The following is a 26,219-nucleotide window of genomic DNA, read 5'->3' as shown; positions in this document are numbered from 1 at the left end:
TTGAGTGATCCCTACCCATTGCGCTCACCGCAACATCCTTGTTTGGTACCGATCCTTAGTAGTCCCTGTGCAACGATCCCTGAAGCACGGGATGGACTATAGCAGGCCCAAGGTTGCGAAAAGACGTCAGAGCGCATGGAATGAGTGCGAAAAACATCTCATTCAACAATCGATAACAATCATATCAACCACTTAAGCCTCATCGCCCTGCTCAAAGAGGGGGTATAGCACAAGATGAGACTGAGTTTTCTTACAACCCTGTAAGCCAAAGCTTACAAACTTTCTGTCCGATCACTTACATCCAAGGGCTAGGAAAGGGATCCAGGTCGGGGGTTACATTTATATGCAGGAGCCTTTAGCTCCCTTACATTTCTACAGCGTAGCCTCAACAGCATCCCACCTTGGGGTTGGTTAGCATGACTCTCATCAGGGCAATTGCCCGCACCATCCCCCCAAGGCGCTATACCCAAGCATAGCGCTCACAACCCCCCTCTCCGCCCCTTTTGGAGAGGGTTTTTTTTGCCTGCGATTCAACCCAATTCGGCACCCGCGCGCTCCAGCGCCTGCGACAGCAATTCAAGGCGCGCCGCCAAGCTCGGCAGCGGCGCTTCAACCGCCGCCACTTCCAGTTCCGAGCACAGCACCAGTACTTCACTGGCGCCCAAATTGGCGCTGCTGCCTTTCAAGGCATGCGCCTGCTGCTGGATCAGCGCGCGCCGCTGCTGATCGAGGGCGGTACGCAGACCTACCATGCGGCCGCGCGCATCATCCATCCAGGCCTGGACCAGCCGCGGATAATCCGCGCCCATCACCTGGCGCAGTTCATTGTTGAGCTCGGTATCAATGATGCGACCCATGCACTGCCTTCCTTGGTTGCCTCGGTGCCCGCAACAGCGCCCACTGCGCTTCCCCGCGCGGCATCGATTCGGGGTGGTACTTTGACGGCAGGCGGATAAAATGGTGCCCCTGCCCCGGTAGCTCAGCTGGATAGAGCGAGTGCCTCCTAAGCGCTAGGTCGGACGTTCAAGTCGTCTCCGGGGCACCACTTCTTTCCTGCTGAACGCGGCGCCAGATCCGCTCCGCGGCCCTCCGGCCCCCGCTCGCTACAGCGCGCCATTATACGCAAAGCGCGGCAACAGAGACCCTCGTGCCTGCCGATTTCGGACATTTATCTGAATATTGTCCGGCCTATGCATTGCCCGCGGAACCCGGCACCACAAGAAAAAGCCTAGCGTGCAAAGGTGGGCAGAGGGTTTGGGACCATTCCCAAATCAGAGGGGGAGACGGAAGCCTATTTGGAATCTGGATCGACATTGGGCGGGAGCGCCTAAAACCGCTGCCATCCAAAGCAGCGGTTTTAGGCGTAAAGCAATCAGCGTGCGTTGGCAGTCAACAATACCAGGCGACTGGCCGCCGCCGGGCTACGTTCCCACGCGTCCGCCACGTCTTCCAAGCCACACTCCTCCACTGGCTGGATTAGCGCACCGTCGGCGGCCTGCTCGAACCAGTGCGGCAGCCAGCGCTCTTGGTAACTGCGCACATCAGCAGCGCTGAGACTGCCATAGCCGGAACCGATCAGGCTGATCGGGTGTGCGCGCAACCAAGCCGATGGCAGCCCCAGCTCAGCGCCAGCCATCTGGCCGATGGTCACTAAGCGCAGCGGATGGGTGCAGTAGCGCACCAGATGCTGCAGCAACTGGGCGGTGGCGCTGCCCCACAGGTAATCAAGCACGATGTCTAAAGGCGTGGCGCGGTAGATGCGTTCCAACTGCTCGGCGAACTGCTCCGGCGGCAACGTCAGCGGCAGCACCACATCCGCGCCCAACTCCTGCAGTCGTGCCAGCTGCTGCGGATTACGACCGGTGGCAATGATGGTACCGGCGCCACGCAGGCGCGCAGTCTGCACCGCCATCTGCCCCGACACTCCGGTGGCGCCATTCACCAATACCGTCTCCCCGGGCGTGAAACCCGCCCGGCAGGTCAGCGCAGCATCGGAACCCAGTAACGCATTAGGCAGCACCGCAGCCAACGCATCGGACAAACCGTCCGGCACCACGATACCGGAATCAGCCGCAATCAGTGCTTGCTCCGCCATCATGCCGGTGACACCGGCGGCATAGACACGGCGGCCGTCGTCTAGCACCCCAACGCCATCCACTCCGATGGTGGTCGGCAGCGATGCGAAGTGGGTGTAGTGGCGGCCAGCCACCTTCAGCTTGTCGAGTTGTTTGATACTGGCGGCATGAACACGCAGCAATTGCTGGCCAGCGGTCGGTACCGGATCGGCCCAGTCCTGATAGCGTGGCAGTTCACCCAGTTGGTGCAGGATGGCGGCTTTCATGGCGGGTCTCCGGAGCAAATAGGAAGGCAGCGAGTGTAGCGCTGCGACCGCGCGGCTTCACCCTTCCCCTGCGGCACAGTGCGAAACACTGGCAGGCCAGTGCCGCGGGCATTAAGGTTGCGGTTTGCCCCGTCTTGCAGGAGTGATCATGTTGGGCCGTCTCGCCATTGTTGTTGTCTATCTGCTGGTCGCCTTCGCCGTGGTGCGGGTGATCCAGTCCAACGAAAAGCTCGAACGCAAGATCCTTTGGATCCTGCTGGTGGTGCTGGTGCCGCTGCTGGGCATGATCATCTGGGCACTGATGGGCCCTGGCTCTCCGGTCGCGCGCCGCTAGTACTGCTGGCCGATGGTCAGCGCTGCCACGGCGACGCTGACCATCACCACACCCAGCAACTGGGTCTGCTGCCGCCGTGCCTGACGCCAGGCTGCCGGCCAACGCTGCGCCTGCGATGGCAAGTGTTCGCACAACGCCAGCCAAAAATGTGCCGCCAGCATCAATAACGCCCCCCAGCCTGGCGCCAATTGCAGCGCCACCAAGGACGCCAGCAACGCCACCGCCAGCGCTGCGCCCAACCCCGGCGTCGGTGCTGCAGCAGCGGTTTCCGCGAACAAGCCGGCGCAGTAGAGCCCGGCCAGCCCCCACAGCAGCAATGCCGAACCGCTCACCGCAGCGGAGACGTAGGGCAGCCTCCCTGCCCCTTCCGGTAGCCACGCCACCACGGCCAACACCGCCAACGCCAGCAGTGCCAGATGCAAACTCCAGAGCAGACGGCGCGCGCGCGCCGGCAAAGTGGCGCCGGTTTCCAAACGCATGGGGAGATCCTCAGAGATAGGGTTCGAGCAGATAACAGAACGCATTGCGCAGGCGGCGCAGATAGGACTGACCACACAATTCCGCCAAACTCACCAAGCGCGCTTGATCCAAGCGGCGGTCAATCAAGCGGTTCAGGCGGCCGGCCATTTCATCGCCGTAGCACTCCAAATCGAATTCAAAGTTGAGTCGCAAGCTGCGCGCATCCCAGTTGCCGGAACCCACCAACGACCAGCTACTGTCCACCGTCATCAGCTTGGCGTGATCGAACGGCGGTGCGGAAAAATACAGCTCCACGCCATCACGCACCAGCCAATCCAGCACATGGGTGGAGGCCCACTGCACCACCCGCAGATTATTGCGCTCCGGCAGCACCACTTGCACACGTACGCCACGCAGCGCCGCCAAACTGAGCGCAGTGAGCAGCGCTTGGTCCGGCACGAAGTACGGCGTCACGATACGCACATCACGCTGAGCTGAGCCGATCGCCGCCAGCAGGATCAAACGGCGCTTGCCAACATCGGAATCCGGTCCAGCAGAAATACCGCGCGCCAAGGCCGTGCCAACTCCGAACGGGCCCCGGTACACCGCTTCCAGCGTCTCGCCGGTGGTGAACTGCCAGTCCGCTACAAAGCTCTTGAGCAGATGTTCCACCACCGGACCTTCCACGCTCAGGTGCACGTCATGCAAGGTGGCGGGCTGCTTCAGATAACCGGCGCGGATGTTCATGCCACCGGTGAACCCCAGCTGACCATCCACCACCATCACCTTGCGGTGGTTGCGCAGGTTCATGTAGCTCATGCGCAGCGGCGACAGGGAATAGAGGAAGCGCGCCGCCGGCACTCCGGCATGACGCAGCCGCCACATGGCGGTCGGGAAGGAATACAGTGAACCGAGGCCGTCCACCAGCACCCGCACTTTGACGCCGCGGCGACAGGCGCGACCAAGCGCGTCAATCAGCCGTTTTCCAGCCGCGTCGTTGCCGAAGATGTAAGTGGCGAGATAAACCGAATGGTGCGCTGCATCCACCGCGTTCAGCATCAGTTCGAATGCTTCGCCGGCCTCATAGACATCAAGATGGTTGCCCGGCAGCAGCGGCAACCCGGTCAGACGGTTACCAAGCTCGGCCAACGAGTGCTGATGCGGCGGGCCCGGTCGCGGCTGCACCGTCGGGCACAACTCCATCAGCTCCAGCGACACCGTACCCAGTTCATGAGCTCGGCGCTGTACCCGGTTAACGCCGATCAGCACATACAGCAGCGAGCCGATAAACGGCACCAGCCAGATCAAGCCGGTCCAGGCGGCGGCGGAGCGCGCTTCGCGCTTGTGCAGCATGGCGTGGGTGGAAAACAGGAACGCGAGCACGAAACCGGACGCCGCCACAATGCCGGGCCAGTACGTCTCTAACAGTTCCTGAGCAGCACCGTAGAGGTACCACCAATGCGCAATGAATGCGTCCACCTGTGCCTCGCTCTGGGCCGCGTCCGAGTGCCGCCCGACAAATCAGGAGAGCCTAGCAGAAAAGCGCCGCTGACACAGATCAGTCCCAGGAATGACGAGCGACCTAAAGGCGATGACTTTCCCCTGCAAACCGATTAAAAATGCGGTGTTCGCCCGCCGGCGAATGGACCTGCCCCGGCGGCCGGTCGCCACCCACCATTTCACTTGGAAAGAGCTCGAACGATTATGGGACGCCGTCACTTTGACGACCACGACGAAGCGGAATGGAGCGAAAACCATTCGCGCGCAGCCAAGCACAAGCAGCGCAAGGACGAGCAGCGTCGTCGCCACCAGGATGACTCCCCCGCAGCCGCCGCGGCACCGCGCCGGCCACGCAAGGATGACCATTCCTGACGTCTTGCTGCGGGGCCGCTCGGCCCCGCTTTTCCGCAGCGCTCCCCGCCCGCGCCACGGCACCGCTGTTGCCGTGAATTTGCGTTGTTTTCCCATGCAGTGATGGCCAGCTTTGGCTACCATCGGAAACGTCATTCCCCGGCAGCTGGAGGCGCCCGATGAGCAAGCAGGAGCTATCCCTGTTCCAGGCTGAAATGAGCGATGTGCGGCCACTGCCGGCGTCCGACCAAATCGAATCCCCACGCCGTTCGAGGCCCGATCTCGCCCAGTTGGCACGCCGCGATGCCGCCATCGCTCGGCCCCAGCGCGACAGCAACCCGCTGACGCTGCCTGACGCGGTGCCGGAAGTGGGGCCACTGGATATTGTCGGTGAGAAGAAGAACGGTGTGCAGGAAGGCGTGTACCGCAAACTACGGCTCGGCAAGTACGAGATCCAGGCGCGGCTCGACCTGCACCGCATCACCACCCGTGATGCGCGGGTGATGGTGCATGATTTCCTCACCCACAGCTTCCGCCATGGTCTGCGCACGCTGCTGATCACCCACGGCAAAGGCAACGGCCGCATGAAAAGCCATGTAATGCATTGGATGTTGGAAGCGGATCTGGTGCTGGCTTGGCACAGTGCCAAGCCGCCCCACGGGGGTACTGGCGCCACCTATGTACTGCTGCGCAAGTCCCCGGATGACAGCCGCCGCACCCGCGAGGAGTACGGCGGCTGAAGCTCAGCGGCGCAAACGGTTAAGCCCGTTGATGGCCGCCACCCGATAGGCTTCCGCCATGGTCGGATAGTTGAAGGTGGTTTTGATGAAGTACTCGATGCTGTTGTGTGGCGCCGGCTGCGACATCACCGCCTGACCGACGTGGACAATCTCGGTGGCCTGATAGCCGAAACAGTGGATGCCGAGTAGCTCCAGCGTATCGCGGTGGAACAACAACTTGAGCATGCCGGCGCGCTCGCCGGTGATCTGCGCTCGAGCCAGGTTTTTAAAGAACGCCTGCCCCACTTCATAGGGAATCTTGGCTTCGGTCAGCTCATGTTCGGTGGGCCCGATCGAGCTGATGCCGGGAATGGTGTAAATGCCGGTGGGCACGTGGCGCACCTGCTGTTCTTCTTCACCGCAGATCATGCCGGCACAGAAGCGGCCCTGATCGTAGGACGCGCTGGCCAGTGATGGCCAACCGATCAAATCACCCACCGCGTACACACCCGGCACCGCCGTCTGGTAGCGCTCATCCACCGCCAGCTGGCCGCGGCTATTGGCTTCCAAGCCGACGTTCTCCAGCCCCAACTGCTGCGAGTTGCCACTGCGACCGTTGGACCACAGCAACGCATCGGCCCGCAGCCGCTTGCCGGATTTGAGAATCAAGGTGACGCCCTCTTCATCGGGTTCCACCGCGATGTATTCCTCGCCATGGCGGATGGTCACGCCCTGCTCGCGCAGGTGGTAACTGAGGGCATCGGAAATCTCGGTGTCCATGAAGTCGAGCAGGTGCTCGCGGCTGTTGACCAGATCCACACGCATGCCGAGGCCGGTGAAAATACTGGCGTACTCACAGCCAATCACCCCGGCGCCATAGATGATGATATTGCGCGGGGTATGGCTCATGGACAGGATGGTGTCGCTGTCGTACACGCGCGGATGAGAGAAATCCACGTTCTCCGGATGGTACGGACGCGAGCCCGTGGCAAGCAGAATATCGCGAGTTTCCAGCACCCATTCGCGCCCCTGGTCGTCCTCCACCCGCACCTTACCCGGCGCCATGATCGAGCCGTGGCCAGTGAACACCTTCACCCGGTTACGGAAATAGAATCCGGAACGCACCTGCACCTGCGAGGCAATCACATCGGTGATGCGCTCGATCAGGTTTGGCCATTCCATGGCCTGCGGCAGTTCAGTAATGCTTTGCAGCACCGGGTTGCGATGGTGGCGCACTACTTGGCGCACCTGGTGGCGCAGCGCCTTGGAGGGGATGGTGCCGAGGTGGGTACAGTTGCCGCCAACCTTGGGCAGCCCTTCCACCATGGCCACCCGCAAACCGCCCTTGGCAGCACGCATCGAGGCCGCCTCACCCGCCGGGCCACTGCCAATGACTACCAGATCCCACTCGGACGACGTGTTCATGCTTTCTCCTTTTCGCGGCGCGCGCCGCCTGCGGAACAATACTGTTGTCCGCCCCGGCAGCCAGCCGGCCGGACGTGCAGGGAGTGTAAAGCATTTGCCACGCGGGCGGTGAGACAGCGCTCCGGCAGCGGTGCCGCCGGAGGCGGATGATCAGCGGCGGCGGATCGCTGCCAGCAGCAACAAACCGAGCACCGCTAGGCTGCCACTGCCGACTTTCTTGTGCAGTTCGCCACCGGCACCGTGATCACGGGGAAAGGTGATGGTGATCGGCACCATGACGCCATCGCCGCAGTCGTCCACCACCCGCAGTTCGAAGCGATCAGTGAAATTCTTGCTGACGTCGCCGTGCACATAGGTGACGGTCATGGCATCCGGGTCAAGGATGATGCCGGTGCCCAGCACCTTGCGATTTTCATCACGTGCGGCGGTCATCGGCTCCTTGGTGAGCTTGAGTTCGGTCAACACACCGTCGGTGTCCTGCACACCAGCGGCACGCAGGTCAATGGTGACCCGGCCGCCCGGCTGGATGTGGCGGCTGATGCTCTCGCGCGGCAGCAGCGGCGCGCGGTTGTCCACCGTCACCGTCACCAGCCCGCTGCGGGTAATGGTCGCGCCCGGCTCCCAGATCACTTCGCGCTCTTCGTCCTCCGCATCGGGAATCACCGGGCCAAGGGTGAATTTCTGCGCCGTCAGGCTGTAGCGGAAGTGGTCGGTGAACGGCAGCGCATCACACTGCACTTGGCTCGGCCGGTAGATTTCCGGGTCCAGCCGATACACCACGATGCAATCGTCATCCAGTGCATCGCTGCCGGCCGGCTTGTTGGCGCTGCCATCGGTATTGAGGCCCTCGCCGCAAATACGGTCCGGCAGATCAATGTCGGCCACGCTGAATTCGTGCACCACACCGTGCTCGTCGGACAGGATGACCTCGTCATAGCCTTGGAAGAACTGATCGTCGTCACTCAGCCGGCGCTGCCGCACATAGGCGGTACCGAGGGTATCTTCCAGCTCCGCATCACCCGCCACTTTCTCCAGTGTCAGCGAGCCGGTACGCCAGCGGTAATCGTCGCCTGGGATCGCCGGCGGCAGCACATCCAGATACACGGTGCGGGTCACGCGCCGCGCGTTGCTGCCTTCCATGTCCGGCGTCGTAGTGACCTGCAGCTCATAAGCACCGCGGTCACAGCCGTCACCGGCAGGACGCGGCGCACCGCGCTGGTCCACCCGCAAACAGCGCAGCGGCTGGCTGGAATCCGCCGTCACTTCGTCGTCGTTGTTGCCGACATCAAGGATATCGGTGAATGCCAGATCCGTGATCGGCAGGAACGGCACCTGGAATTTCTGCACGTCCTGCGAGGTGGTCAGCACGCCGCCGTTCAGTGCTGCGCGGATGGCGGCAAGGTTGCCACCGAAGGTGTTGGTATTCGCCGGCGGCGTGCTGCTGGCGGCCGGATCGACCCACTGCTCACAACTGGCGTGGTGACCAACAAACAGGTTATGACCACTGGCCTTGAACTGGCGGTTACCGGTGCCGCAGCTGTCGGACGGGTTGGCATAAATTGAGTTACCGATGCGAATCGACACCGACAGCTCGCTGCCATCCTGGTCACTCAACGCCACATTGCCGAGCTCAAAGGCGCCGCTGCCGCCGGTGTTGTCCAGCACCGTCAGGTGCGTCAGGTTGGTGGACACCGCCAGGTGCTCAAAATCGATGGCGGAACCGCCGGTAGCGCTCTGATTGCGCAGAAACACGCTGTTCGACACCGTCAGCCGTCCGTTACCACGGCCGTAGGGCACGTTCAGATCCAGCGCGCCACCGCTACCGTTGGCAGCACGGTTGTCGGAGAAGGTAGCAGCGGTGATGGCGATGCGATGCTCCAGCGTCTGCGCCATGCTACTGAGCACACCGCCATCGAGCTGCGCCTGGTTGTGATGGGCGTGGATATTGGCCAGCGTCAGCGTGACGCTCTGGCCACCAAGGTAAATGGCCCCGCCGCGCTGGGCACGGTGGTGTTCCAGCACCACGTTTTCCATGGTCAGCCCGGCCAACGCTAGCACCGCGCCGCCGTTGCCATTGCCGGCATTGCCGTTGCGCAGGGTGAGGTTGCGCAGCGTAACGCTACTGCGGTTTTCCATAATTCGCGACAGCTGGCCGGCATCGATGATGGTCTTTTCCGGGCTGACGCCCTCAATGACCAGCGCGTTGGCCGGCTCCACCAGCAGCGGCACACCGGCCAAGGTGATGGTGCCTTCCGGCAACTTGATGGTGTCGCTGCCGGTTTGACCGCTGGCACAACCAGTACTGTTTGGAAACTTGTCCAGCGCGGCATAGATCGCTTGGCGCAGCGTGCAGACGCCGGCTTGCGGCGTCCAATCCACTTCGTCATCAGTGCTGTTGACGGTAATTTCCGCCGCACCGGCAGTGCCCACTGCCATTAACGTGGCCACCAAGGCAGCCAACCGCCGTCGGCGCAACAGCGCTAGCGGCGCCGCCAGCAACCACAATGCGCCGAGGCTGCCGACGCTCTTACTGCGGGTCATACCGGTGGCCGGTTCGGAGGTGATGTTCACCCGTGCGCCCACATCACGGTCGGAAAAGGTGCGGCCGATGAAGGCGCGGCGGTCGATCAGATATTCGAAATCATCACGGCCATGGAAGCGCTCGTGCGGGGTGTAACGCAGCGTCGGGTAACCGTCATCATCCACCTCACCGACGATGGTCACTGCCCGGCCGGACTGCCGCTCCACCCAGATGCACGGCGACAAGTTGGCGCAGTCGATGCGGGTATCGCCGAGATCATTGGCGACCACGTCCAGCACTGTGCTCTCGCCCATCACCACGCGGATGTTGTCGGGCATGCCGCTGGCGCGCTGAAATTGGAACGCCCCGGCATCGCAGCGATCTGCGCGCGGCTTGCCACGCTGGTCGTCACCGTTGCAGCTGTAGCGAATGTCGGATTCGTCACTGCCCGCATCAAGCAGCGTCGGTTGGTTAGCCGTGAGCGGATCCAGCGTGTCGTTGGGCAAGAAACCAGGCCGCCATTCGCCGTCATCAGAACGGATCGGTTGGCACAGGCTGCCATCATCCGGGCATGCGCCGTCGCTGTTGCTCAGCGCGAGCATAGTGGCGGCGGCAGAGAGGTTCTGGCCGCCGGGGCGGTTCACTGCTGCGGTATAGAGGTCGCTAGACTGCGGGCAACTGGGGCCGACCACCGAGAACACGGCGGTCAGATCGGCGATGCCGGCACCACTGCAATCAGCCTGGCCATTCCCGCCGATGAAGCTGTTGGCGATCAGATCGTTGTCGCCGGAGCCGTCCATGTGCAGCGCCGGGCCTTGGTTCTGCGCCAGCGTGACGTTGAGCATCGCCATCCGCTGCTGGTTCTCCACTTCACCGAAGTGGATCACAGCGCCGCCGGTTGTCGCTTGGTTGTTCCAGAATGTGGCATTGCCGATCACCAGCGTGACGTTGTCGCCGGCCAAATGCAGCACACCGCCGTCAGTGCCGCTGTGGTTATCGCTGGCAAACACCTTTTCAAGCTGCACGGTACCGCGGTAGTCATCGCCCACCGCCACCGCGCCACCGGCGGCATCGGCGTGGTTGCCTACCAGCAGCGCATCGGACAGGCGCAGCCCAGCATTTTTTTCCAGGAACAGGGCACCACCCTGCTCCGCTTGGCCGTCCAGTAGTTCCAGGGTGGTGCCCCGCACACTGCCCTCAGCGTAGATCAGGCCGCCATGGGGCGGGGTCAGGGCACGCGCATCACCGCCCTTGAGCACCAGCCCTTTCAGCTCGATCTCGGCATCGAGTTTGATCTGCAACACGCGGTCAGCGGCGGCAGCAACCAAGGTGGCGGGCTGACGGTAATCGGGATCGGTACTGGCTGGAGTGGTGACTTCCAGCTTCAGGCGGGGCGAGACATCGTATTCGATGAACACCGGCTCGCCATGTTCATCAAGCTTCTGCTCGCCGTCCTCATCGAGTTCGGGACGCTGGCCGGTCTGACCACCGAGCACCAAAGCGCCCTCGCTGAGGGTGTAGGTTTGTCCGGCCACCACGCGGATGGTGTCTTGGCCGGTGCCGGCGGCACAGCCGTTGACGGCAGCGTGGGTGCTGACCGCCTTGAACGCATCACGCAGTGAGCATTGCTCAGCAAGAGAGCCATCTTCCAGCGTGGTCACGTCAATGACCGCTGCTTGGACCCCGGTACCAAAGCACAGCAGCACCCCTGCACACAGCGGGCGCAACTTGCGAGACAACATAGTGTTCTCCCGGGCCCAAGCCCGTCACTTTTATTTTTTATGTCGACAGTCGACCCAGCACTGCGAGCCCTTTCTTGATGAAGGTCTGTGCTCGCGCTGAAGCGCCATCGTGCATATCCACCCGGAAAAAAAGCCGTTACCCCGGCCTAGGGCTGCCTTTCCACGGGGCGTCACGAACCCCGCCAACACCGGCAGCAGAGGTATTTTTCTACCAGCCCAACGCCTCCTTGACCAGCGGAATCGTCAATCGGCGCTGGCGTGCCAAGGCATGCTCATCGAGCCGGTTTAAGGTGGCCAACAACGCCGCCGGCGAGCGCTGGCCACGGTGGATGATGAAGCTCGCCACGCCCTCACCCAAACGCAGGCCACGCGCGGCGGCGCGCTGCTGCAGCAGCGCCGCCAGATCATCATCGGAGAGTCCGTGCAGGGCGAATACCGGGCCCGCCGCCAAGCGGCTGGACAGGTCCGGCAACTGCACACCGCACTGGGTCGGCGGTCGATCGGCGGTGCAAATCAGCACCCGGCCGGCTGCCATCAGGCGGTTGTAGAGATGGAACAACGCTTCTTCCCAGGCCCGCACACCGGCCACATGCTGCAGATCGTCGACCGCCACCAAATCGAAGCTGTCGAAATCTTCCAGCAGCGCGGGCGGCAACGGCGCCAGTTCAGCGGCCGGTAGCAGGCAAGCACGGCGGCCGGCCTGCTCTGCGGCCACCACTGCCGCGGACAACAGATGAGTGCGGCCGGAGCCCGGCTCGCCATGCAAAAACAACTGGCCCGGTTCACCGGCGGCCAAGCTGGCCAACAGCGCCACCGCCGGACCATTGCTGCCCACCACGAAGCCGTCCAGTGTCAGACCTTCACGTACCCGCAGCGCCAGAGGCAGTTGTGACGGCATCGCTTAGCCTCGCGCGCGCCAGCAAAGCCGCAGCGGTGCCGGGGCAAGCAGGTCGGCATCGGGCTGCAGTGGTGCCTCGCCAGAGGCCGGCGAGCACGCCTGCAATTTACCGCTGGCGAGCAGCATGCGCTGCAGCTGTTCGCTACTGCCGGAGAACGCCACTTGCAGCTGCACCAAATCGTCCTTGAGACGCTCAACCGCCACCGCGCGCACGCCGGCCTGACCACTGACCAGGCTGCGCAGTGCTGCAAACTCCGCCAGCCCACCCACACCCTGCACCTGCAGCGGTTGGGTCTGGGCTTCACCGGCACGCACGGCATAAACCTTGGCCATGCGATCGGCAATTTCATCAGCCAGTTTTTCTGCCAACGCCGTGCCATTGCCGGCCTCCAAGGTGCCGCCCGCCACGTCACCCTGGGCATTCAGCAGCCGCCACCGCAGATTGGGGCGACCATTGGGGTAATAGGTGGCCGCCAGCACGGGACCATCACCGTAGCGTTCGGCGGCGGCACGCAGCGGCGCATCGAAGCGACCACGGATGTCTGCAGCGCTAACACGCTCGCGGTCGGTGCCGTCCATTTTCGGCCAGCTGAGCAGTACGCCACGGAAGGCAGCGCGCTGGCGTAAGGCACTGATGAAGGCATCATCGTCAGCCTCGGCGCTGTGGATATCGCCGCGGTCAGAGGTCAGCCACATTTGGACCGGTGGACGGGCGCTGCCCCACAGCGGCACCCCGGCTTCGCTCAGCGAACGTTGTAGTTCCTGCTCATCGAAACGCACCTGCAGCACCAGCGCATCGGGTTTGCCGAGGTAGCCGAACTGGGCCACCCAGCGCTCCGGCGCTTCCAGCATCGGCGCGGTTTCGCTCCATTGCTGCGGTGTTGCGCTGCCGGTCAGCCGCACCAAGGTCTGTTGCATCGCTTGGCGGAGCACGGCCGTGCGCGCGTCATCACTGCGATCGGGCACCGGCAGTTCCACCGGCGCCGCCAGTGCTAAGCTGCTGGCCAGCAGCAGTACTAACAGGGAAACAACGCGGCGGCCAAGGGCCAAAGCGGGAAGCGCAGAGTCTGTCATGGCGGGGTATCCGTCCAGGGATCACGAAGACGGCGCCATTATCCATATTTCGCCCCAGCGAGGCGAACACCCTGATCTGGCTGTCAAGGCGTGGTCATTTGCGCAGGCCGGCACTAAAATGTGCGCCCTCGCCTTCTGGAGCACCCAATCATGACGGATAACAAGCGCCCCCTGAGCTATCGGGACGCAGGTGTCGATATCGACGCTGGCAACGCCCTGGTCAAACGCATCGGCCCCATAGCCAAACGCACCCGCCGTGAGGAAGTGCTCGGAGGTCTCGGTGGCTTCGGCGCGCTGTGTGCCCTGCCAAGCGGCTATAAAGAACCGGTGCTGGTCGCTGGTACTGATGGCGTCGGCACTAAATTGCGGCTGGCTATGCAGTACGATCGCCACCACACCGTGGGCATCGACCTGGTGGCCATGTGCGTCAACGACCTGATCGTCGGCGGCGCCGAGCCGCTGATGTTCCTCGACTATTACGCCACCGGCAAACTGGACGTGGACACCGCCGCCCGGGTGATCGAGGGCATCGGGGCGGGCTGTGAACTGGCCGGCTGTGCACTGGTCGGCGGCGAAACCGCCGAAATGCCGGGCATGTACGAAGGCGAAGATTACGACCTCGCTGGGTTCTGTGTCGGCGTGGTGGAGCGCAGCGAAATCCTCGACGGCAGCAAAGTTGCCGCCGGCGACCGCCTGATCGGCGTGGCCTCTTCCGGCCCGCACTCCAATGGTTACTCGCTGGTGCGCCGTATTCTTGAGCAAGCCGATTACGACGCTGACACCCAAGTCGGCGGTGTCCCGCTGATCGACGCGTTGCTGGAGCCAACCCGCATCTACGTCAAGCCGATCCTGCAACTGATCCGCCAAGGCAAAGTGCACGCACTGTCGCACATCACCGGTGGCGGGCTGCCGGAAAACCTGCCGCGCGTGATGCCGGAAGGCACCCGTGCGGTGGTTGAAACCGGCAGCTGGGAATGGCCGCCGGTGTTCCAGTGGCTGCAACAGCAGGGCCAGGTGGATACCGCCGAGATGTACCGCACCTTTAACTGCGGTGTCGGTCTGGCACTGGTGGTCCCGGCCGACGCTGTCGACAGCACCCTGGCGTTCCTGGCCGAGGTCGGCCAACAGGCGTGGGAGATGGGTCGCATCGACGCCCATGACGGCGCCGCAGACGTTGTGTTTGCATGAGCCATTCACTCGCGGTCCTGATCAGCGGCAGTGGCAGCAACCTGCAAGCGCTGATCGACGCCATCGAGCACCAGGGGCTTCCTGCCCGCATTGATCTGGTGCTCAGCAACCGCGCTGATGCCGGCGGCCTGGCCCGTGCCAAGTCCGCTGGACTGGCCACGGCGGTGATTGACCACCGTGACCATGACAGCCGCGAGTCATTCGACCAGGCCATGGTGGACCGGCTCGCCCCGCTGGCGCCGGACACCGTGGTGCTGGCCGGCTTCATGCGTATTCTCACGCCAGTGTTCGTGCGCGCGTTCAGTGATCGCCTACTCAACATTCATCCGTCGTTACTGCCGAAGTATCCCGGGCTGCATACCCACCGGCGGGCACTGGACGCCGGCGACAGTCAGCATGGCTGCTCAATACACTTTGTCACCGAAGAGCTGGACGGCGGTCCGCTGATCGCTCAGGCCCCAGTGCCAGTACTGCCGAACGATCACGAAGAGACTCTGTCCAAACGCGTGCAACAAGCAGAGCATCGGCTCTACCCGGATGTTGTACGCTGGCGCGCCGAGCGCCGCTTGTTCCTGACCGCCAACGGAGTGCAGCTCGATGACCGCCTTCTTCCGCCCACCGGTCTGGTGGTGCCTGACCTCGCTGCTGGTGACACTGCCCGCGCAGGCTGAGCCCGCTGCTCCGATCGCGCCGTTCAGCGCCGAATACGCCCTCAGCGGCTCTAACATTCCATTCAATATTAAAGCCCGGCGCACGCTGCGCGCCGCCGATGATGGCCAGTGGTACATGGAAGTGCGGGCCAGCAACCTGATTGGCGAAATCCGCGAAACCACCCAGTTCCGCTGGCACGGCTGCGACACCCCTAGTGAGCGTTACAGCTACCACCGCCGCGGCCTCGGTCGGGTGCGCGATGGCAGTGTGGTACTGGACCACGATGCGCATATCGCCCGCACTCAGCGTACCGGCAAGGACGACAGCAGCTTCCCGATTCCGGCCGGCGCCACCGATGTGCTCGCCCAGACGCTGGCGCTGCAATGCGAGCTGATGCGCGGCACTCGGAGCGAATTGGGTTATCAAGTGGCCAACGAACGGCGACTGGAAACCATGCGCTACCGGGTGGTGGGCAACGAGTCCGTGAAGACCGGCAAAGGCCGCGTGGAGGCCGTGAAACTGGAGCGCATTCGCAGCGGTGACAGCGAACGCAACACCCTGTTATGGTTTGCCCCGTCGCTGGATTACGCATTGGTAAAAATGATCCAGCAAGACGGTAACGACGAGTACAGCCTGGTTCTGCAAACCCCTTGAACCCGACAGGACGTACCATGACTGCCTTTGGCCCACGGATGTTGCGCTCGCTCGGCCCCTGGGCCACAGCGCTGATGGTCACCCTTGCCCAGCCCGGCGTTGCCGACTCACCGGATTCCCCGCCCCCCGCCGATGCCGTGATCACTGCCGACGCACCGGCCACTGCTGCCGTGCTGCAACCGTTCACGGTCAACTACCGGGTCAATGTCAGCAAAATCCCGACTCCGATCCGCGCCACCCTGACGCTGACCGAAGCAGGCGACGATCAGTACCGCATGGGGCTGGCGGTCAAATCGATGCTGATGGACAACAGTGAACAGAGCCTATTCCAGTGGCGCAATTGCCAGCCGCATACGTTGACTTACCAGCACGACTTCGAAGGCTTCCGCCGTGAACGCCACCACCGCATGACGTTCAACTGGGATACGCTACGCGTCAGCGGGCACTCCAGTGCCGACGATGAAGGCCAAGACGACTTCGACTACAGCATCACCGAGGACACCCTCGACGAGCTGACCATGCTGCTGAAAGCACGCTGCATCATGCAGGAAGGCGTGAGCCAGTATCAGCTCACTTCTGCTTACGGCAAGCGGCTGCGCACCCACTTCATCCATGTGGTCGGCGAAGAAACCATGAACACACCACTGGGCCGACTGCGCACCATCAAGTTCGAGAAACGCCGCGATCAGGACAGCAAACGCCGCACCATCTTCTGGCTGGCGCCAGACTTGGATTACCTATTGGTGCGCGCACGCCATGTGGAAGGCACCGGCCTGTTCGGCGAATTGAAAATGACCGGCTACGACGGCCCCTACAACGCGCTGAAGAAGTAACGCCGCGCAGCGGGCGACCGCACTCTAGACGGGCGGCATCCTAGATTGGCCTCCACAAAAAAGCCGCCGGCAGGGAAACCGCCGGCGGCTTTTTTGTAGCGCGCTCTTGATCAGGTGCGCGGCAAGGTCACCCCGGTCTGGCCCATGTACTTGCCGCCGCGGTCCTTGTAAGACGTCTCGCAGACTTCATCGGACTCCAAGAACAGCATCTGCGCAACGCCTTCATTGGCGTAGATTTTCGCCGGCAGCGTGGTGGTGTTGGAAAACTCCAACGTCACGTGGCCTTCCCATTCCGGCTCCAGTGGCGTGACGTTGACGATGATGCCGCAGCGAGCATAAGTCGACTTGCCGAGGCAGATGGTCAGCACTGTGCGCGGGATGCGGAAATACTCCACCGTGCGCGCCAACGCAAACGAGTTGGGCGGGATGATGCAGTAATCACCGACCACGTCCACGAAGCTGCGCTCGTCGAAGTTTTTCGGATCGACAGTGGCGGAATGAATGTTGGTGAACACCTTGAATTCGTTGGCGCAGCGCACGTCGTAACCATAGCTGGAGGTGCCATAAGACACGATCCGATCGCCCTGCTCGTCAGCGCGCACCAGCTCCGGCGCGAACGGCTCGATCATGCCATGTTGTTCCGCCATGCGACGGATCCAGCGATCTGATTTGATGCTCATGTGCTGCCTCGGAATAGCGCGTGTGAAGGACTGCCGCCGGAGCGGACGTGCGCCGCATGATAGAAAAACAGCGGCAATAAAGCACTCTTAGTTGGGGCGCATGGCCATCTTCACGATCGACTGCGGCGCCCCCGGACGCAGTGACAGCAACGCCGCCATGCGCCGCGCCATGCTGCGGTAAAGCCCAGCTTCGAGGCTGTCCGGCGCCGCCATCACTACCGGCGTGCCGGCATCGGCCTGCACCCGAATACGGCTGACCAGCGGCATGCTGCCAAGCAGTTCGGTGCGGTAGCGCGCGGCCAGTGTGCCGCCGCCGCCTTCACCGAACAGATGGTCCACATGGCCGCACTGGCTGCATTGGTGCAGCGCCATGTTTTCCACCACGCCAAGCACGTTGATATCCACTTTTTGGAACATTTCGATGCCCTTGCGGGCATCTGCCAACGCAATTTCCTGCGGCGTGGTGACCACCACACTGCCCGCCACCGGCAGCCGCTGCGCCAGCGTCAGCTGGATATCGCTGGTGCCCGGCGGCAAATCCACCAGCAGAAAGTCGAGGTCTTCCCACAGCGTCTGCGTGGCCAGTTGTTGCAAGGCGCCGCTGGCCTTGGGTCCGCGCCATACCACGGCGGTGTCCGGGTCGATCATGAAACCGATCGACATCAGTTGCACGCCGTGAGCACGCGGCGGCACGAAGTGCTGCTCGCCACGGATTTCCGGCCGGGTGCCTTCTTTGATGCCGAACATGGTCGGCATGCTGGGGCCGAAAATGTCGGCATCCAAAATGCCCACCCGCGCGCCCTCTTGCGCCAGCGCCAGCGCCAGGTTGGCGGTGGTCGTAGACTTGCCAACACCACCTTTACCGGACGCTACCGCGATCAGGTTCTTTACCTTCGGCAGTGGCGCTTTTTCCTGCTGGGTGCGGTGGGCGACCACTTTCCAGTCCAGTTCCAGCGCCAGACGCTTGCTGCCCACCAACGGCGCCAGCAACGACTCCAGCTGCAACCGCAGCGCCGGCAGCAGGCTGTCACAGGGATAACCGAGCTGCACCCGCACCTTGACCTCGCGCCAACCCACGCGGATCTCCTTCACCGCGCCGGCGGCCACCAGATCCTGTTGCAGGGCGTCGGGCACTACTTGGGACAATGCCTGTCTGAGGGCCTGTTCGACATCGGACATGGGGGCGATACTCCTGGAGCCTAGAGCCCGCGCGAAAGCGGGCAAATCGGGAGGCCCATCATAGTGATGCCCGGCGCCACCGGCCAATCCTGTCTGTTGTCTCTTATATTCCAATTACGAGGATCCAACCCATGCTGCGACGCACCACCTCTTCCCTGCTCTTGCTTACCGCCATGGGCATTACCCTGGCCGGCTGCGGCCCACAGAACTCCACCCCAGCACCGGCCTGGCGCGACACGCTGGAGGTGTCCGGCTACGGCGAGGTGAAAGCCTCCCCAGACCGGTTCCGGGTACGCGCGGTGTCGTCCCGCACCGGGGCTGACATCAGCGCCATGAAGCAGGAAGTGGACGCTGAAATCAGCGCCGCCCTGAAGGCCTCCGACGCGCTCAACATCCCCACCGAACAGGTGCACGCCACCAACCTCAGCATCCAGCCGGAATGGCAATGGCAGCCCGAGCGTAAGTTGCTCGGCCACCGCGTGGCCCGCGAAATCGAGTTTGCGGTGGACGGTGTGGAGTCCTACGCCGAGCTGCTGGAATCACTGGCCAAACTGGGCTTCACCGAGGTTAATCAAACCGGTCTAGAAGTGGGCAACACCCGCGAGCTGGAAGAACAGGCGCTGAAACTGGCGGTAGAAGATGCCCGCCGCAAAGCGCAGATCCTGGCTGATGCCGCCGGCCGCACGCTGGGCCCGGTGGTCAACGTCACCACCGCGGGCGGTCAGATGCCGCAGCCGGTGATGTACGCCATGGCGGAACGCAGCGCCGACAGCAGCTACCGGGTGGGCGAATCCAGCATCAGTGAAAACGTGCAGGTGCGTTTCACGCTGGAGTGATGCGCCGCCGACATGCCAGCCCCGCAAGGCGTGTCGGACAATCGCCGCTGCGACACCGGCAAACTGCTGTGTCGCAGCGCGGTTTGCGTCATCATCGGTCCACCATAACAACAAGGCCGCCAACGGCCTGACAGGACCCGCAGGATGAAGCGCAAACTTAAGCAACTCGACCGTGACATGGCTCGCGCGGCCAATTACGCGGAATGGCGTGAAGCCGGCCGTGAGCATGATCGCCTTTCCGGCGCCGACGGGTGGAAGGCGGAAGACGCCTCCCCCCACTATGATTACCTGCTGATTCGCCGCCGGCTGACGCAAATTCGCGACGCCCGCCGCACCGGCAAGGTGCGCGACCTGGTGTTCCATCTGCACGAGGGGCTGCACGGCAACCTCGGCAATCTGTCCGATCCGCTGCTGTACCAGCATTGCAAGGTCGGCACCAAATACCTGATCGAGGAATACCTCGACGAAGTCTGCGCCGCGCTCAATGAGCTGTGCGACCAAGATGACCCGGCGCTGCCGTTTGAAGACAAGCTGGCTTTTTTCGAAACCACCGGCAGTGCCTTTGGTCAGAGCGCGCTGATGCTGTCTGGCGGCGCCGCACTGGGTCTATTCCATATCGGCGTCTGCAAAGCGCTGTGGGAGCAGCAACTGCTGCCGCAGGTGATCTCCGGCTCCAGCGCCGGCTCCATCATTGCCGCGGTAGTCGGCACCCATTCCGACGATGCGTTGGCAGAAAAGCTGCGTCCGGAGAACCTCTATCTGAATGCGTTCCGCTACGTGGGCTGGCGCGGGCTGTTACGCGGCACGCCGTTCCTCGATGGCGACCATTTGGAAGCTTGCCTCGACGAGAACATTCCCGATCTCACCTTTGAAGAGGCCTACCGCCTCACCGGCCGCGAAATCAATATCCCGGTGAGCCCCTACGACCGTCACCAACACGCGCGATTGCTGAATTGGCGCACCTCACCGAATGTGCTGATCCGCAAGGCATCGCGGGCGTCCTGCGCAATCCCCGGCGTGTACCCAGCGGTGAGTCTGTGGGCGAAGAATGTGGACGGCGAGAAAGTGCCCTACATTCCCGGCCGCAAGTTCGTTGATGGCTCGATCAAAGATGACCTGCCGATCAAGCGATTGGCGCGGCTGTATGGCATCAACCATTCCATCGTCAGCCAAACCAACCCACATGTGGTGCCGTTCCTGTCGCGCAATGCCGATACCCGGCGCACGCTGCCGGTGCTAACCGACTGGTTGGTGCGCAACGCCGCCATGAATGCGGGCTATGGGCTCGACCTGCTGATCCGCCGTGTCGGTTCCAACGATGTGGCGCTGGTGCTCGACAAGGCACGCTCGGTACTGTCCCAAAACTACATCGGCGACATCAACCTGATTCCACCACGGCGTCCGCTGGGATTGCTGCGAGTGCTAGCCAACCCCAGCGTCGATGATGTGCGCCGCTACGTCCGGCTCGGCGAGCAGGTCAGCTGGCCGCAGATGTCGCGCATCCACAACACCACCCGCATCAGCCGCACCTTCCGCGACTGCAATGCCCGGCTGGCGCAGATCAAGGCGCGCCGACTCAAGCGCGCGCACCTGAGCCTGGTACCGGCCGGAGCGACTTCGTAACGACGGCGGCGTGAACTTGTGGTAAAGCTTTCCCAGCCGTAGAGTGCGCCGACCGCAGACTGCCAGGGCGCCGTCTGCGGCATCTTCTGCGCCACAGACACTGTGTGCTGCCTGCGCCGCGACCACCTTTGTGAGGGATGAATGGTGGGACGTCTCAAACGCTACTGGCGGGACCACCCGCTGGCGATCCGCCTTGTAACCGGCATCCTGCTCGCCAGCTCGCTGATTACACTGGTGGCGATCGGGCTGCTGCTTGCACGTGAGTACTCTGCCGGCGTCTCTCATCTTGAGCGCAACCTTGACCAAGCGCGGCTGTCATCCGTGCCGGCCATTACCAGCGCGCTGTGGCAATTCGACACCGGCAACCTGCACACCCAAATTGACGTCCTACGCCAATTACCGGAAGTGGATGGCGTCGCGGTGCGCTGGAGCGACTGGAGCGGCAAGCCACAGCAGATTGTCTCCGGCACGCTGTCTGCGACGACTCAAAACAACGAGCTGCAGCAGCGCTATCCGCTGGTTTACCGCCGCTCCGACGGCCGCGCGATCAACATCGGCGATCTGGAGATTCACCTTAATCGCAACAGCATCTACCACGACGTGGCGCGCCACGCGGTGTTCATCGCGTTGTTTCAGACGCTCAAAACCGCGGTGCTCGCGCTGCTGATTCTGGCGCTGGTGCGGCACTTGCTCACCCGTCATCTGACCACTATTTCCAACTACGCCCGCTCGCTGACGTTGGACCGTCTGCACCGACCGCTGGCTCTGGACCGGCGCCATCACCACCGCGACGAGCTGGACGACATTGTCCATGCCATCAACCAAATGCGCGCCACCCTGCAGCAAGACATTCGCGAGCGCGAAGCCACTGAGCAAGCGCTCACCGATGCCGCTATCCAGCAGCGAACGCTGGAAGGCCAGCGCGAACGGGCGGAGCAGGAAAGCCATGCGCGCGGCGAGCTGCTGACCACCATCAGCCGGGAACTGCACACGCCGCTGAACGCCATGAGCGGCTATTTGGAACTGCTGGAAAATACCCAACCGAGCCACGAACAACAGCTGTACCTGTCATTGCTGCGCCAATCCAACGAAAACCTGCGGGCACTGCTTTCTGATGTCTTGGAAGACCCGCTCACCCGTCGGCCGCCGAAGCTGCAGGCCGAAGCGCTGGACTTGCAACAGTTGGTGGAAGGCGCAGTCACCGCCTGCGCCGGCATCGCGCGCGAACAGCATATGGAGTTGGTACTCGACATCCGCCTGCACCAGTTCCGCCGCGTGCAGGCGGATGCGCGCCGCATTCGTCAGGTGCTGCTCAACCTGCTCAACAACGCTTTCACCTTTGCGGCGGGCACTGCGCTGGTGGTGCGGGTGTGGGAAGACAACGACAACCGCCTAGTGACCGTAGCCGTGGAAGACTCCGGCGCCGGCGTCGAGGCCGACCTGATCGATCAAGTGTTTGCGCCTTTCGCCCAAGGCCGGCAGCCGAGCCAACGCTATCGCGGCAGCGGTCTCGGGCTGACGGTGTGCAAACGGCTGGTGGAAGCTATGGGCGGTTCCATTGCGGTGGACAATCGACCGCAGGGCGGCGCCAGCTTCCATTTCAGCCTGCCAATGAAAGCGCTGGGCGAATTGCCAGCGCGCACCTACAACGGCCAAGCGGTACTGGTGTTGGCCGCCCATCCGGCACAGCAGGAGGCGCTATGCGGCATGCTGGCCCACCAAGGGCTGACGCCACAACGCGAATTTGCACAGCTGGCCCAGTGCCAATTGGTGTTGGTATGTGAGCAGTCATGGGCGCGTTTCACGCCGGAGCAACGCCGCAAATTGCGCCGCTCTAACTGTCCAGTGCGACTGGTGGCCCCGATGGAATACCGTCAAATGCCAGTGCCGCTGCTGCCGCAGCCGGTGACACGCACTGCACTGGACGAAGTGCTGGGCGCACTCGGCTTGGGTGGCCCCCTCAGCCTACCGGCCTCGCTCGAACACCCGTCCTGACAGTGGAGCCGCCTTCGGGCGCACCGTATACTGCCCCGTCCGCAGCGCTGGCCTGATCGGCGCTGCCCTCCCATTTTTGCGTTGGAACCCGTTATGCAGATTGAGAAAGACAAGGTCGTCAGCCTGCACTACCAGCTCTTCGATGAGCAGGACGTGCTGATCGAACAGACCTCTGACGAGCCAAGCCTGTACCTGCACGGCCACGGCAACATGATTCCGGGGGTCGAGAAAGCACTGGAAGGCAAGCAAGCTGGCGACAAGCTGGACGTGACGGTGGCGCCGGTGGACGGCTACGGAGAACGGCGCGACGACGCCCTGCAGCGCGTCTCGGCCAAATACCTGAAACACGCTGGCAAGCTGAAAGCCGGTATGCAGGTGCCGGTGCAGACCGATGACGGCATCCGCTGGGTAACGGTGATCAAGGTCGGCCTCAAAACCGTGGATGTGGACACCAATCACCCGCTTGCCGGCCGCACTCTGCGCTTCCAGATGTCAGTGGAAGACGTGCGCGCCGCCAGCGCTGAAGAAATCGAACACGGCCACGCCCACGGCGTCGGTGGCCATCAGCACTGAGTGCTGCCGGCGGCCACTGCAGTGGCCGCTACACCGTCAGCCCGGCGCTGCGCATCAGCACCCGGAACAGGGTGGCCACCGCACCCAGCGTGGCCACCCCCGCGATCCAGTACAGCACCATCCAAGTCCAGGCTTTCATCAGTGGTAGCCCTCCCCGCTCTGCACCTTGCCGCGGAACACGTAATACGACCATGCGGTGTAGGTCAGGATCACCGGCAGAATGAACAGCGCACCCACCAAGGTGAAGCCCATACTGGAGTCCGGTGCCGCCAATTCCCGCAGCGTCAGTGACGGCGGCACCAGATACGGATAGAGCCCAACAATCAGCCCCAGATAGCCGAGCAGCAACAACACCAACGTCAGCATGAACGGCGCGCTCTCGTGCTGCCGTGCCAGCGCGCGCCACAGCGCCCAGGTAGTGAGCACCACGCACAGCGGCACCGGTGACAGCCACAGCCAGTTGAGCTCGCCAAACCAGCGCTGCGCCACCGTCGGGTGGAGCAGCGGCGTCCACACACTGACCAGCACGATCATCGCCACCACACCCCACAGCAGCGGCTTAGCCAGTGCACGCATGCGCGCTTGCAGGGGCCCCTCGGTTTTCATCACTAGCCAAGTGGCACCCAGCAAAGCGTAAGCCAACATTAAGCCGCCCCCAGTGAGCACGCTGAACGGCGTCAGCACATCCAACGGGCCGCCGACAAAGCGGCCGTCTGCCACTTCAAAACCTTGGATGAAAGCACCGATCGCCACACCCTGTGCGCCGGTGGCCACGTAAGAGCCAACGATCAAGGCCCGGTCCCAGAACGGCCGGTGGCTGGCATCGGCTTTGAACCGGAATTCAAACGCCACACCGCGCCAGATCAGCCCCCCTAGCATCAATAGCAGCGGCATGTAAAGCGCGCTAAGCAGGATCGCGTAAGCGGAAGGAAATGCCGCCATCAAGCCGGCGCCGCCCAGTACCAACCAGGTTTCATTGCCATCCCAAATCGGCGCCACCGAGTTCACCATGCGGTCGCGCTGCTCGGCGCCCTTGATCCAAGGAAACAGCAAGCCAACACCGAGGTCGAAACCATCCATCACCGCGTACATCAGCAGCCCGAAGCCGATAATCAGTGCCCACATCAACGGCAGATCAATGCCCATGGCAATCTCCTTGCAACTGGTCCGGTGCCGCTGACAACGGCCGCGCCGGACGCGGGATCAGACCGCTGCCGAGCGGCGTCTCCGGACCCTGTGCTACCAACCGCAGCATGTAGCGGATGCCAATGCCGAACACCGCGGCGTACATCGCCACGAACACCAGCAGCGAGATCGACAGCGTGGTCACCGAATGCGATGACACCCCGTCGGAAGTGCGCAGCAACCCGTGCACCACCCACGGCTGACGGCCGATCTCGGTGGTGAACCAGCCGGCAAGGATCGCAATCAACCCGCTGGGGCCCATCCACAGCGTCCAGCGCAGAAACCAGCGCTGCCGGTGCCAGCCGCCGCCACGACGCAGCAGCAGCCCAACCAGCGCCAACGCCAACATCAGCAGCCCCAGCCCTACCATCACCCGGAACGACCAAAATACCGCCGCTACTGGCGGCCGGTCGGCACGCGGCACCTCGGTGAGTGCTGGGATTTGGCCACCCAGACTGTGGGTAAGGATCAGGCTCGCCAGCCGCGGCACCGCCAGCTCGAAACGGTTTTCCTCTGCCTCGCTGTCCGGCCACGCGAATAACACCAGCGGCACCCCTGCACCGGGGTGGTTGCGCCAATGCCCTTCCATCGCTGCCACTTTCATAGGCTGATACTTGAGCGCGTTGAGCCCGTGCAGATCGCCGACCAAGATTTGCAGCGGCGCTACCGCCAGCAGCATCCACAGGCCCATCGACAGCATCCGCCGCGCGCCAGCGGACGGGTTGCGCAGCTGGTGCCAGGCCCCGGAGGCCGCCACGAACAGCGCGGTGGACAGAAACGCGGCCAGCGTCATGTGCACCAACCGATAGGGAAACGACGGATTGAAGATGATTGCCAGCCAATCCACCGGCACCACCCGCCCGTCCACCAACTCGAATCCCTGCGGGGTGTGCATCCAACTGTTGGACGCCAGAATCCAGGTGGCCGACATCAAGGTGCCGAGCGCCACCATGATGGTGGCGAAAAAGTGCAGGCCGGGGCCGACGCGCTTTTCGCCAAACAGCATCACGCCGAGAAAGCCCGCCTCGAGGAAGAACGCCGTCAGCACCTCGTAGGTGAGCAACGGCCCGGTGATGCTGCCCGCAAAGGCAGAAAATTCACTCCAGTGAGTGCCGAACTGGTAAGCCATCACCAACCCGGACACCACCCCCATGGCGAAGTTGACCGCAAAAATGCGCGACCAGAAGCGGTACAGGCTGTGGTACACCGGGTCGCGACGACGCAACCACAGTCCCTCCAGCACCACCAGGTAACTGGCCAATCCAATAGTGATGGCAGGGAAAATGATGTGGAACGAGATGGTGAAACCGAACTGGACACGGGCCAGGTCCAGCGCACTGACAGTCAACATGGCGCCCCCTTGCAACTGCGGCCGACACCGCCGACCACCGCAACAAGCAGCGGCCGGCTCCGGCACTATTGCAGCAGCGGGCACTATTCCGTTCAATAAAGCAGGCC

Annotated in this window: 24 protein-coding genes and 1 tRNA gene; 12 read left to right on the top strand and 13 right to left on the bottom strand. The window is 63.1% G+C overall.

Translation table 11 applies throughout. From position 1 onward, the window contains the following. Positions 1–530: 530 nt before the first annotated feature. Entirely contained in the window at positions 531–857 is a 327-nt protein-coding gene (locus AB5I84_RS05515; RefSeq protein ID WP_369454856.1) for an Hpt domain-containing protein, read from the bottom strand. A 111-nt stretch (positions 858–968) separates the two neighbouring features. Between AB5I84_RS05515 and AB5I84_RS05510 the strand changes: the two genes are divergently transcribed. Further along, positions 969–1,045, top strand: a tRNA-Arg gene (locus tag AB5I84_RS05510). 327 nt (positions 1,046–1,372) lie between these two features. Here the strand turns inward: AB5I84_RS05510 and AB5I84_RS05505 are convergent. After that, positions 1,373–2,341 carry a quinone oxidoreductase family protein gene (locus tag AB5I84_RS05505; RefSeq protein WP_369454855.1) on the bottom strand — a complete coding sequence of 323 codons (969 nt, stop codon included), beginning with the start codon at positions 2,339–2,341 and terminating at the stop codon, positions 1,373–1,375. A 148-nt stretch (positions 2,342–2,489) separates the two neighbouring features. Between AB5I84_RS05505 and AB5I84_RS05500 the strand changes: the two genes are divergently transcribed. After that, positions 2,490–2,675 (top strand): PLDc N-terminal domain-containing protein, encoded by a 186-nt coding sequence (locus AB5I84_RS05500; RefSeq protein WP_369454854.1) that lies wholly within the window; start codon positions 2,490–2,492, stop codon positions 2,673–2,675. On the opposite strand, the gene AB5I84_RS05495 is transcribed toward AB5I84_RS05500, so the two are convergent. Then, positions 2,672–3,154, bottom strand: a complete 483-nt coding sequence (locus tag AB5I84_RS05495) for a hypothetical protein (protein WP_369454853.1) — start codon at positions 3,152–3,154, stop codon at positions 2,672–2,674. The genes AB5I84_RS05500 and AB5I84_RS05495 overlap by 4 nt on opposite strands. A gap of 10 nt (positions 3,155–3,164) precedes the next feature. After that, complete coding sequence (locus AB5I84_RS05490) at positions 3,165–4,613, bottom strand: phospholipase D-like domain-containing protein (RefSeq protein WP_369454852.1); 1,449 nt, start codon at positions 4,611–4,613, stop codon at positions 3,165–3,167. 225 nt (positions 4,614–4,838) lie between these two features. Between AB5I84_RS05490 and AB5I84_RS05485 the strand changes: the two genes are divergently transcribed. Beyond that, positions 4,839–5,006 (top strand): hypothetical protein, encoded by a 168-nt coding sequence (locus AB5I84_RS05485; RefSeq protein WP_369454851.1) that lies wholly within the window; start codon positions 4,839–4,841, stop codon positions 5,004–5,006. Positions 5,007–5,164: 158 nt separating this feature from the next. Next, positions 5,165–5,725: a DNA endonuclease SmrA gene (gene smrA / locus AB5I84_RS05480; RefSeq protein ID WP_369454850.1), complete on the top strand. Its 561-nt coding sequence runs from the start codon at positions 5,165–5,167 to the stop codon at positions 5,723–5,725. Positions 5,726–5,728: 3 nt separating this feature from the next. Here smrA and sthA read toward each other — a convergent pair whose 3' ends face one another. The 4 genes from sthA to AB5I84_RS05460 form a co-directional block, all read right to left on the bottom strand. Continuing rightward, positions 5,729–7,129: a Si-specific NAD(P)(+) transhydrogenase gene (gene sthA, locus AB5I84_RS05475; RefSeq protein WP_369454849.1), complete on the bottom strand. Its 1,401-nt coding sequence runs from the start codon at positions 7,127–7,129 to the stop codon at positions 5,729–5,731. Between the two features lie 150 nt (positions 7,130–7,279). Beyond that, entirely contained in the window at positions 7,280–11,392 is a 4,113-nt protein-coding gene (locus tag AB5I84_RS05470) for a choice-of-anchor Q domain-containing protein (RefSeq protein ID WP_369454848.1), read from the bottom strand. Positions 11,393–11,600: 208 nt separating this feature from the next. Beyond that, positions 11,601–12,290, bottom strand: a complete 690-nt coding sequence (hda, locus tag AB5I84_RS05465) for a DnaA regulatory inactivator Hda (RefSeq protein ID WP_369454847.1) — start codon at positions 12,288–12,290, stop codon at positions 11,601–11,603. Between the two features lie 3 nt (positions 12,291–12,293). Continuing rightward, entirely contained in the window at positions 12,294–13,364 is a 1,071-nt protein-coding gene (locus tag AB5I84_RS05460; protein ID WP_369454846.1) for a DUF8605 domain-containing protein, read from the bottom strand. Positions 13,365–13,514: 150 nt separating this feature from the next. Here AB5I84_RS05460 and purM point away from each other — a divergent pair, with 150 nt between their 5' ends. From purM to AB5I84_RS05440, 4 genes are read left to right on the top strand one after another with little or no spacing between them, the layout of a single operon-like run. Continuing rightward, complete coding sequence (purM, locus tag AB5I84_RS05455) at positions 13,515–14,552, top strand: phosphoribosylformylglycinamidine cyclo-ligase (protein ID WP_369454845.1); 1,038 nt, start codon at positions 13,515–13,517, stop codon at positions 14,550–14,552. After that, positions 14,549–15,223 (top strand): phosphoribosylglycinamide formyltransferase, encoded by a 675-nt coding sequence (gene purN / locus AB5I84_RS05450; protein ID WP_369454844.1) that lies wholly within the window; start codon positions 14,549–14,551, stop codon positions 15,221–15,223. The genes purM and purN overlap by 4 nt, the downstream gene beginning before the upstream one ends. Beyond that, the gene (locus AB5I84_RS05445) at positions 15,150–15,857 is read left to right on the top strand and encodes a DUF3108 domain-containing protein (RefSeq protein WP_369454843.1); all 708 of its coding nucleotides are present in this window, start codon (positions 15,150–15,152) and stop codon (positions 15,855–15,857) included. Before purN ends, AB5I84_RS05445 begins: the two co-directional genes overlap by 74 nt. Before the next feature lie 17 nt (positions 15,858–15,874). Beyond that, positions 15,875–16,690 (top strand): DUF3108 domain-containing protein, encoded by an 816-nt coding sequence (locus AB5I84_RS05440; RefSeq protein WP_369454842.1) that lies wholly within the window; start codon positions 15,875–15,877, stop codon positions 16,688–16,690. A gap of 110 nt (positions 16,691–16,800) precedes the next feature. Here AB5I84_RS05440 and dcd read toward each other — a convergent pair whose 3' ends face one another. Continuing rightward, positions 16,801–17,370 (bottom strand): dCTP deaminase, encoded by a 570-nt coding sequence (gene dcd / locus AB5I84_RS05435; RefSeq protein WP_369454841.1) that lies wholly within the window; start codon positions 17,368–17,370, stop codon positions 16,801–16,803. An 87-nt stretch (positions 17,371–17,457) separates the two neighbouring features. Then, on the bottom strand, positions 17,458–18,549 hold the full coding sequence (apbC, locus tag AB5I84_RS05430; protein WP_369454840.1) for an iron-sulfur cluster carrier protein ApbC: 1,092 nt from the start codon (positions 18,547–18,549) through the stop codon (positions 17,458–17,460). Positions 18,550–18,680: 131 nt separating this feature from the next. On the opposite strand from apbC, the gene AB5I84_RS05425 reads away from it, so the two are divergent. From AB5I84_RS05425 to AB5I84_RS05410, 4 genes are all read left to right on the top strand, one after another. Further along, complete coding sequence (locus tag AB5I84_RS05425) at positions 18,681–19,385, top strand: SIMPL domain-containing protein (protein ID WP_369454839.1); 705 nt, start codon at positions 18,681–18,683, stop codon at positions 19,383–19,385. 144 nt (positions 19,386–19,529) lie between these two features. Next, complete coding sequence (locus tag AB5I84_RS05420; protein WP_369454838.1) at positions 19,530–21,008, top strand: DUF3336 domain-containing protein; 1,479 nt, start codon at positions 19,530–19,532, stop codon at positions 21,006–21,008. Positions 21,009–21,149: 141 nt separating this feature from the next. Beyond that, the gene (locus AB5I84_RS05415; RefSeq protein ID WP_369454837.1) at positions 21,150–23,003 is read left to right on the top strand and encodes a sensor histidine kinase; all 1,854 of its coding nucleotides are present in this window, start codon (positions 21,150–21,152) and stop codon (positions 23,001–23,003) included. A gap of 93 nt (positions 23,004–23,096) precedes the next feature. After that, on the top strand, positions 23,097–23,576 hold the full coding sequence (locus tag AB5I84_RS05410; protein WP_369454836.1) for an FKBP-type peptidyl-prolyl cis-trans isomerase: 480 nt from the start codon (positions 23,097–23,099) through the stop codon (positions 23,574–23,576). 28 nt (positions 23,577–23,604) lie between these two features. Here AB5I84_RS05410 and AB5I84_RS05405 read toward each other — a convergent pair whose 3' ends face one another. From AB5I84_RS05405 to AB5I84_RS05395, 3 genes are read right to left on the bottom strand one after another with little or no spacing between them, the layout of a single operon-like run. Then, positions 23,605–23,715, bottom strand: a complete 111-nt coding sequence (locus AB5I84_RS05405; RefSeq protein ID WP_369454835.1) for a DUF2474 family protein — start codon at positions 23,713–23,715, stop codon at positions 23,605–23,607. Beyond that, the gene (gene cydB / locus AB5I84_RS05400; RefSeq protein WP_369454834.1) at positions 23,715–24,722 is read right to left on the bottom strand and encodes a cytochrome d ubiquinol oxidase subunit II; all 1,008 of its coding nucleotides are present in this window, start codon (positions 24,720–24,722) and stop codon (positions 23,715–23,717) included. The genes AB5I84_RS05405 and cydB overlap by 1 nt, the downstream gene beginning before the upstream one ends. After that, positions 24,712–26,112 carry a cytochrome ubiquinol oxidase subunit I gene (locus AB5I84_RS05395; protein WP_369454833.1) on the bottom strand — a complete coding sequence of 467 codons (1,401 nt, stop codon included), beginning with the start codon at positions 26,110–26,112 and terminating at the stop codon, positions 24,712–24,714. The genes cydB and AB5I84_RS05395 overlap by 11 nt, the downstream gene beginning before the upstream one ends. Positions 26,113–26,219 lie beyond the last annotated feature (107 nt).

The organism is Alcanivorax sp. REN37, assembly GCF_041102775.1.
Taxonomy (GTDB): domain Bacteria; phylum Pseudomonadota; class Gammaproteobacteria; order Pseudomonadales; family Alcanivoracaceae; genus Isoalcanivorax; species Isoalcanivorax beigongshangi.
This window is presented reverse-complemented; position numbering and strand designations above follow the sequence as displayed.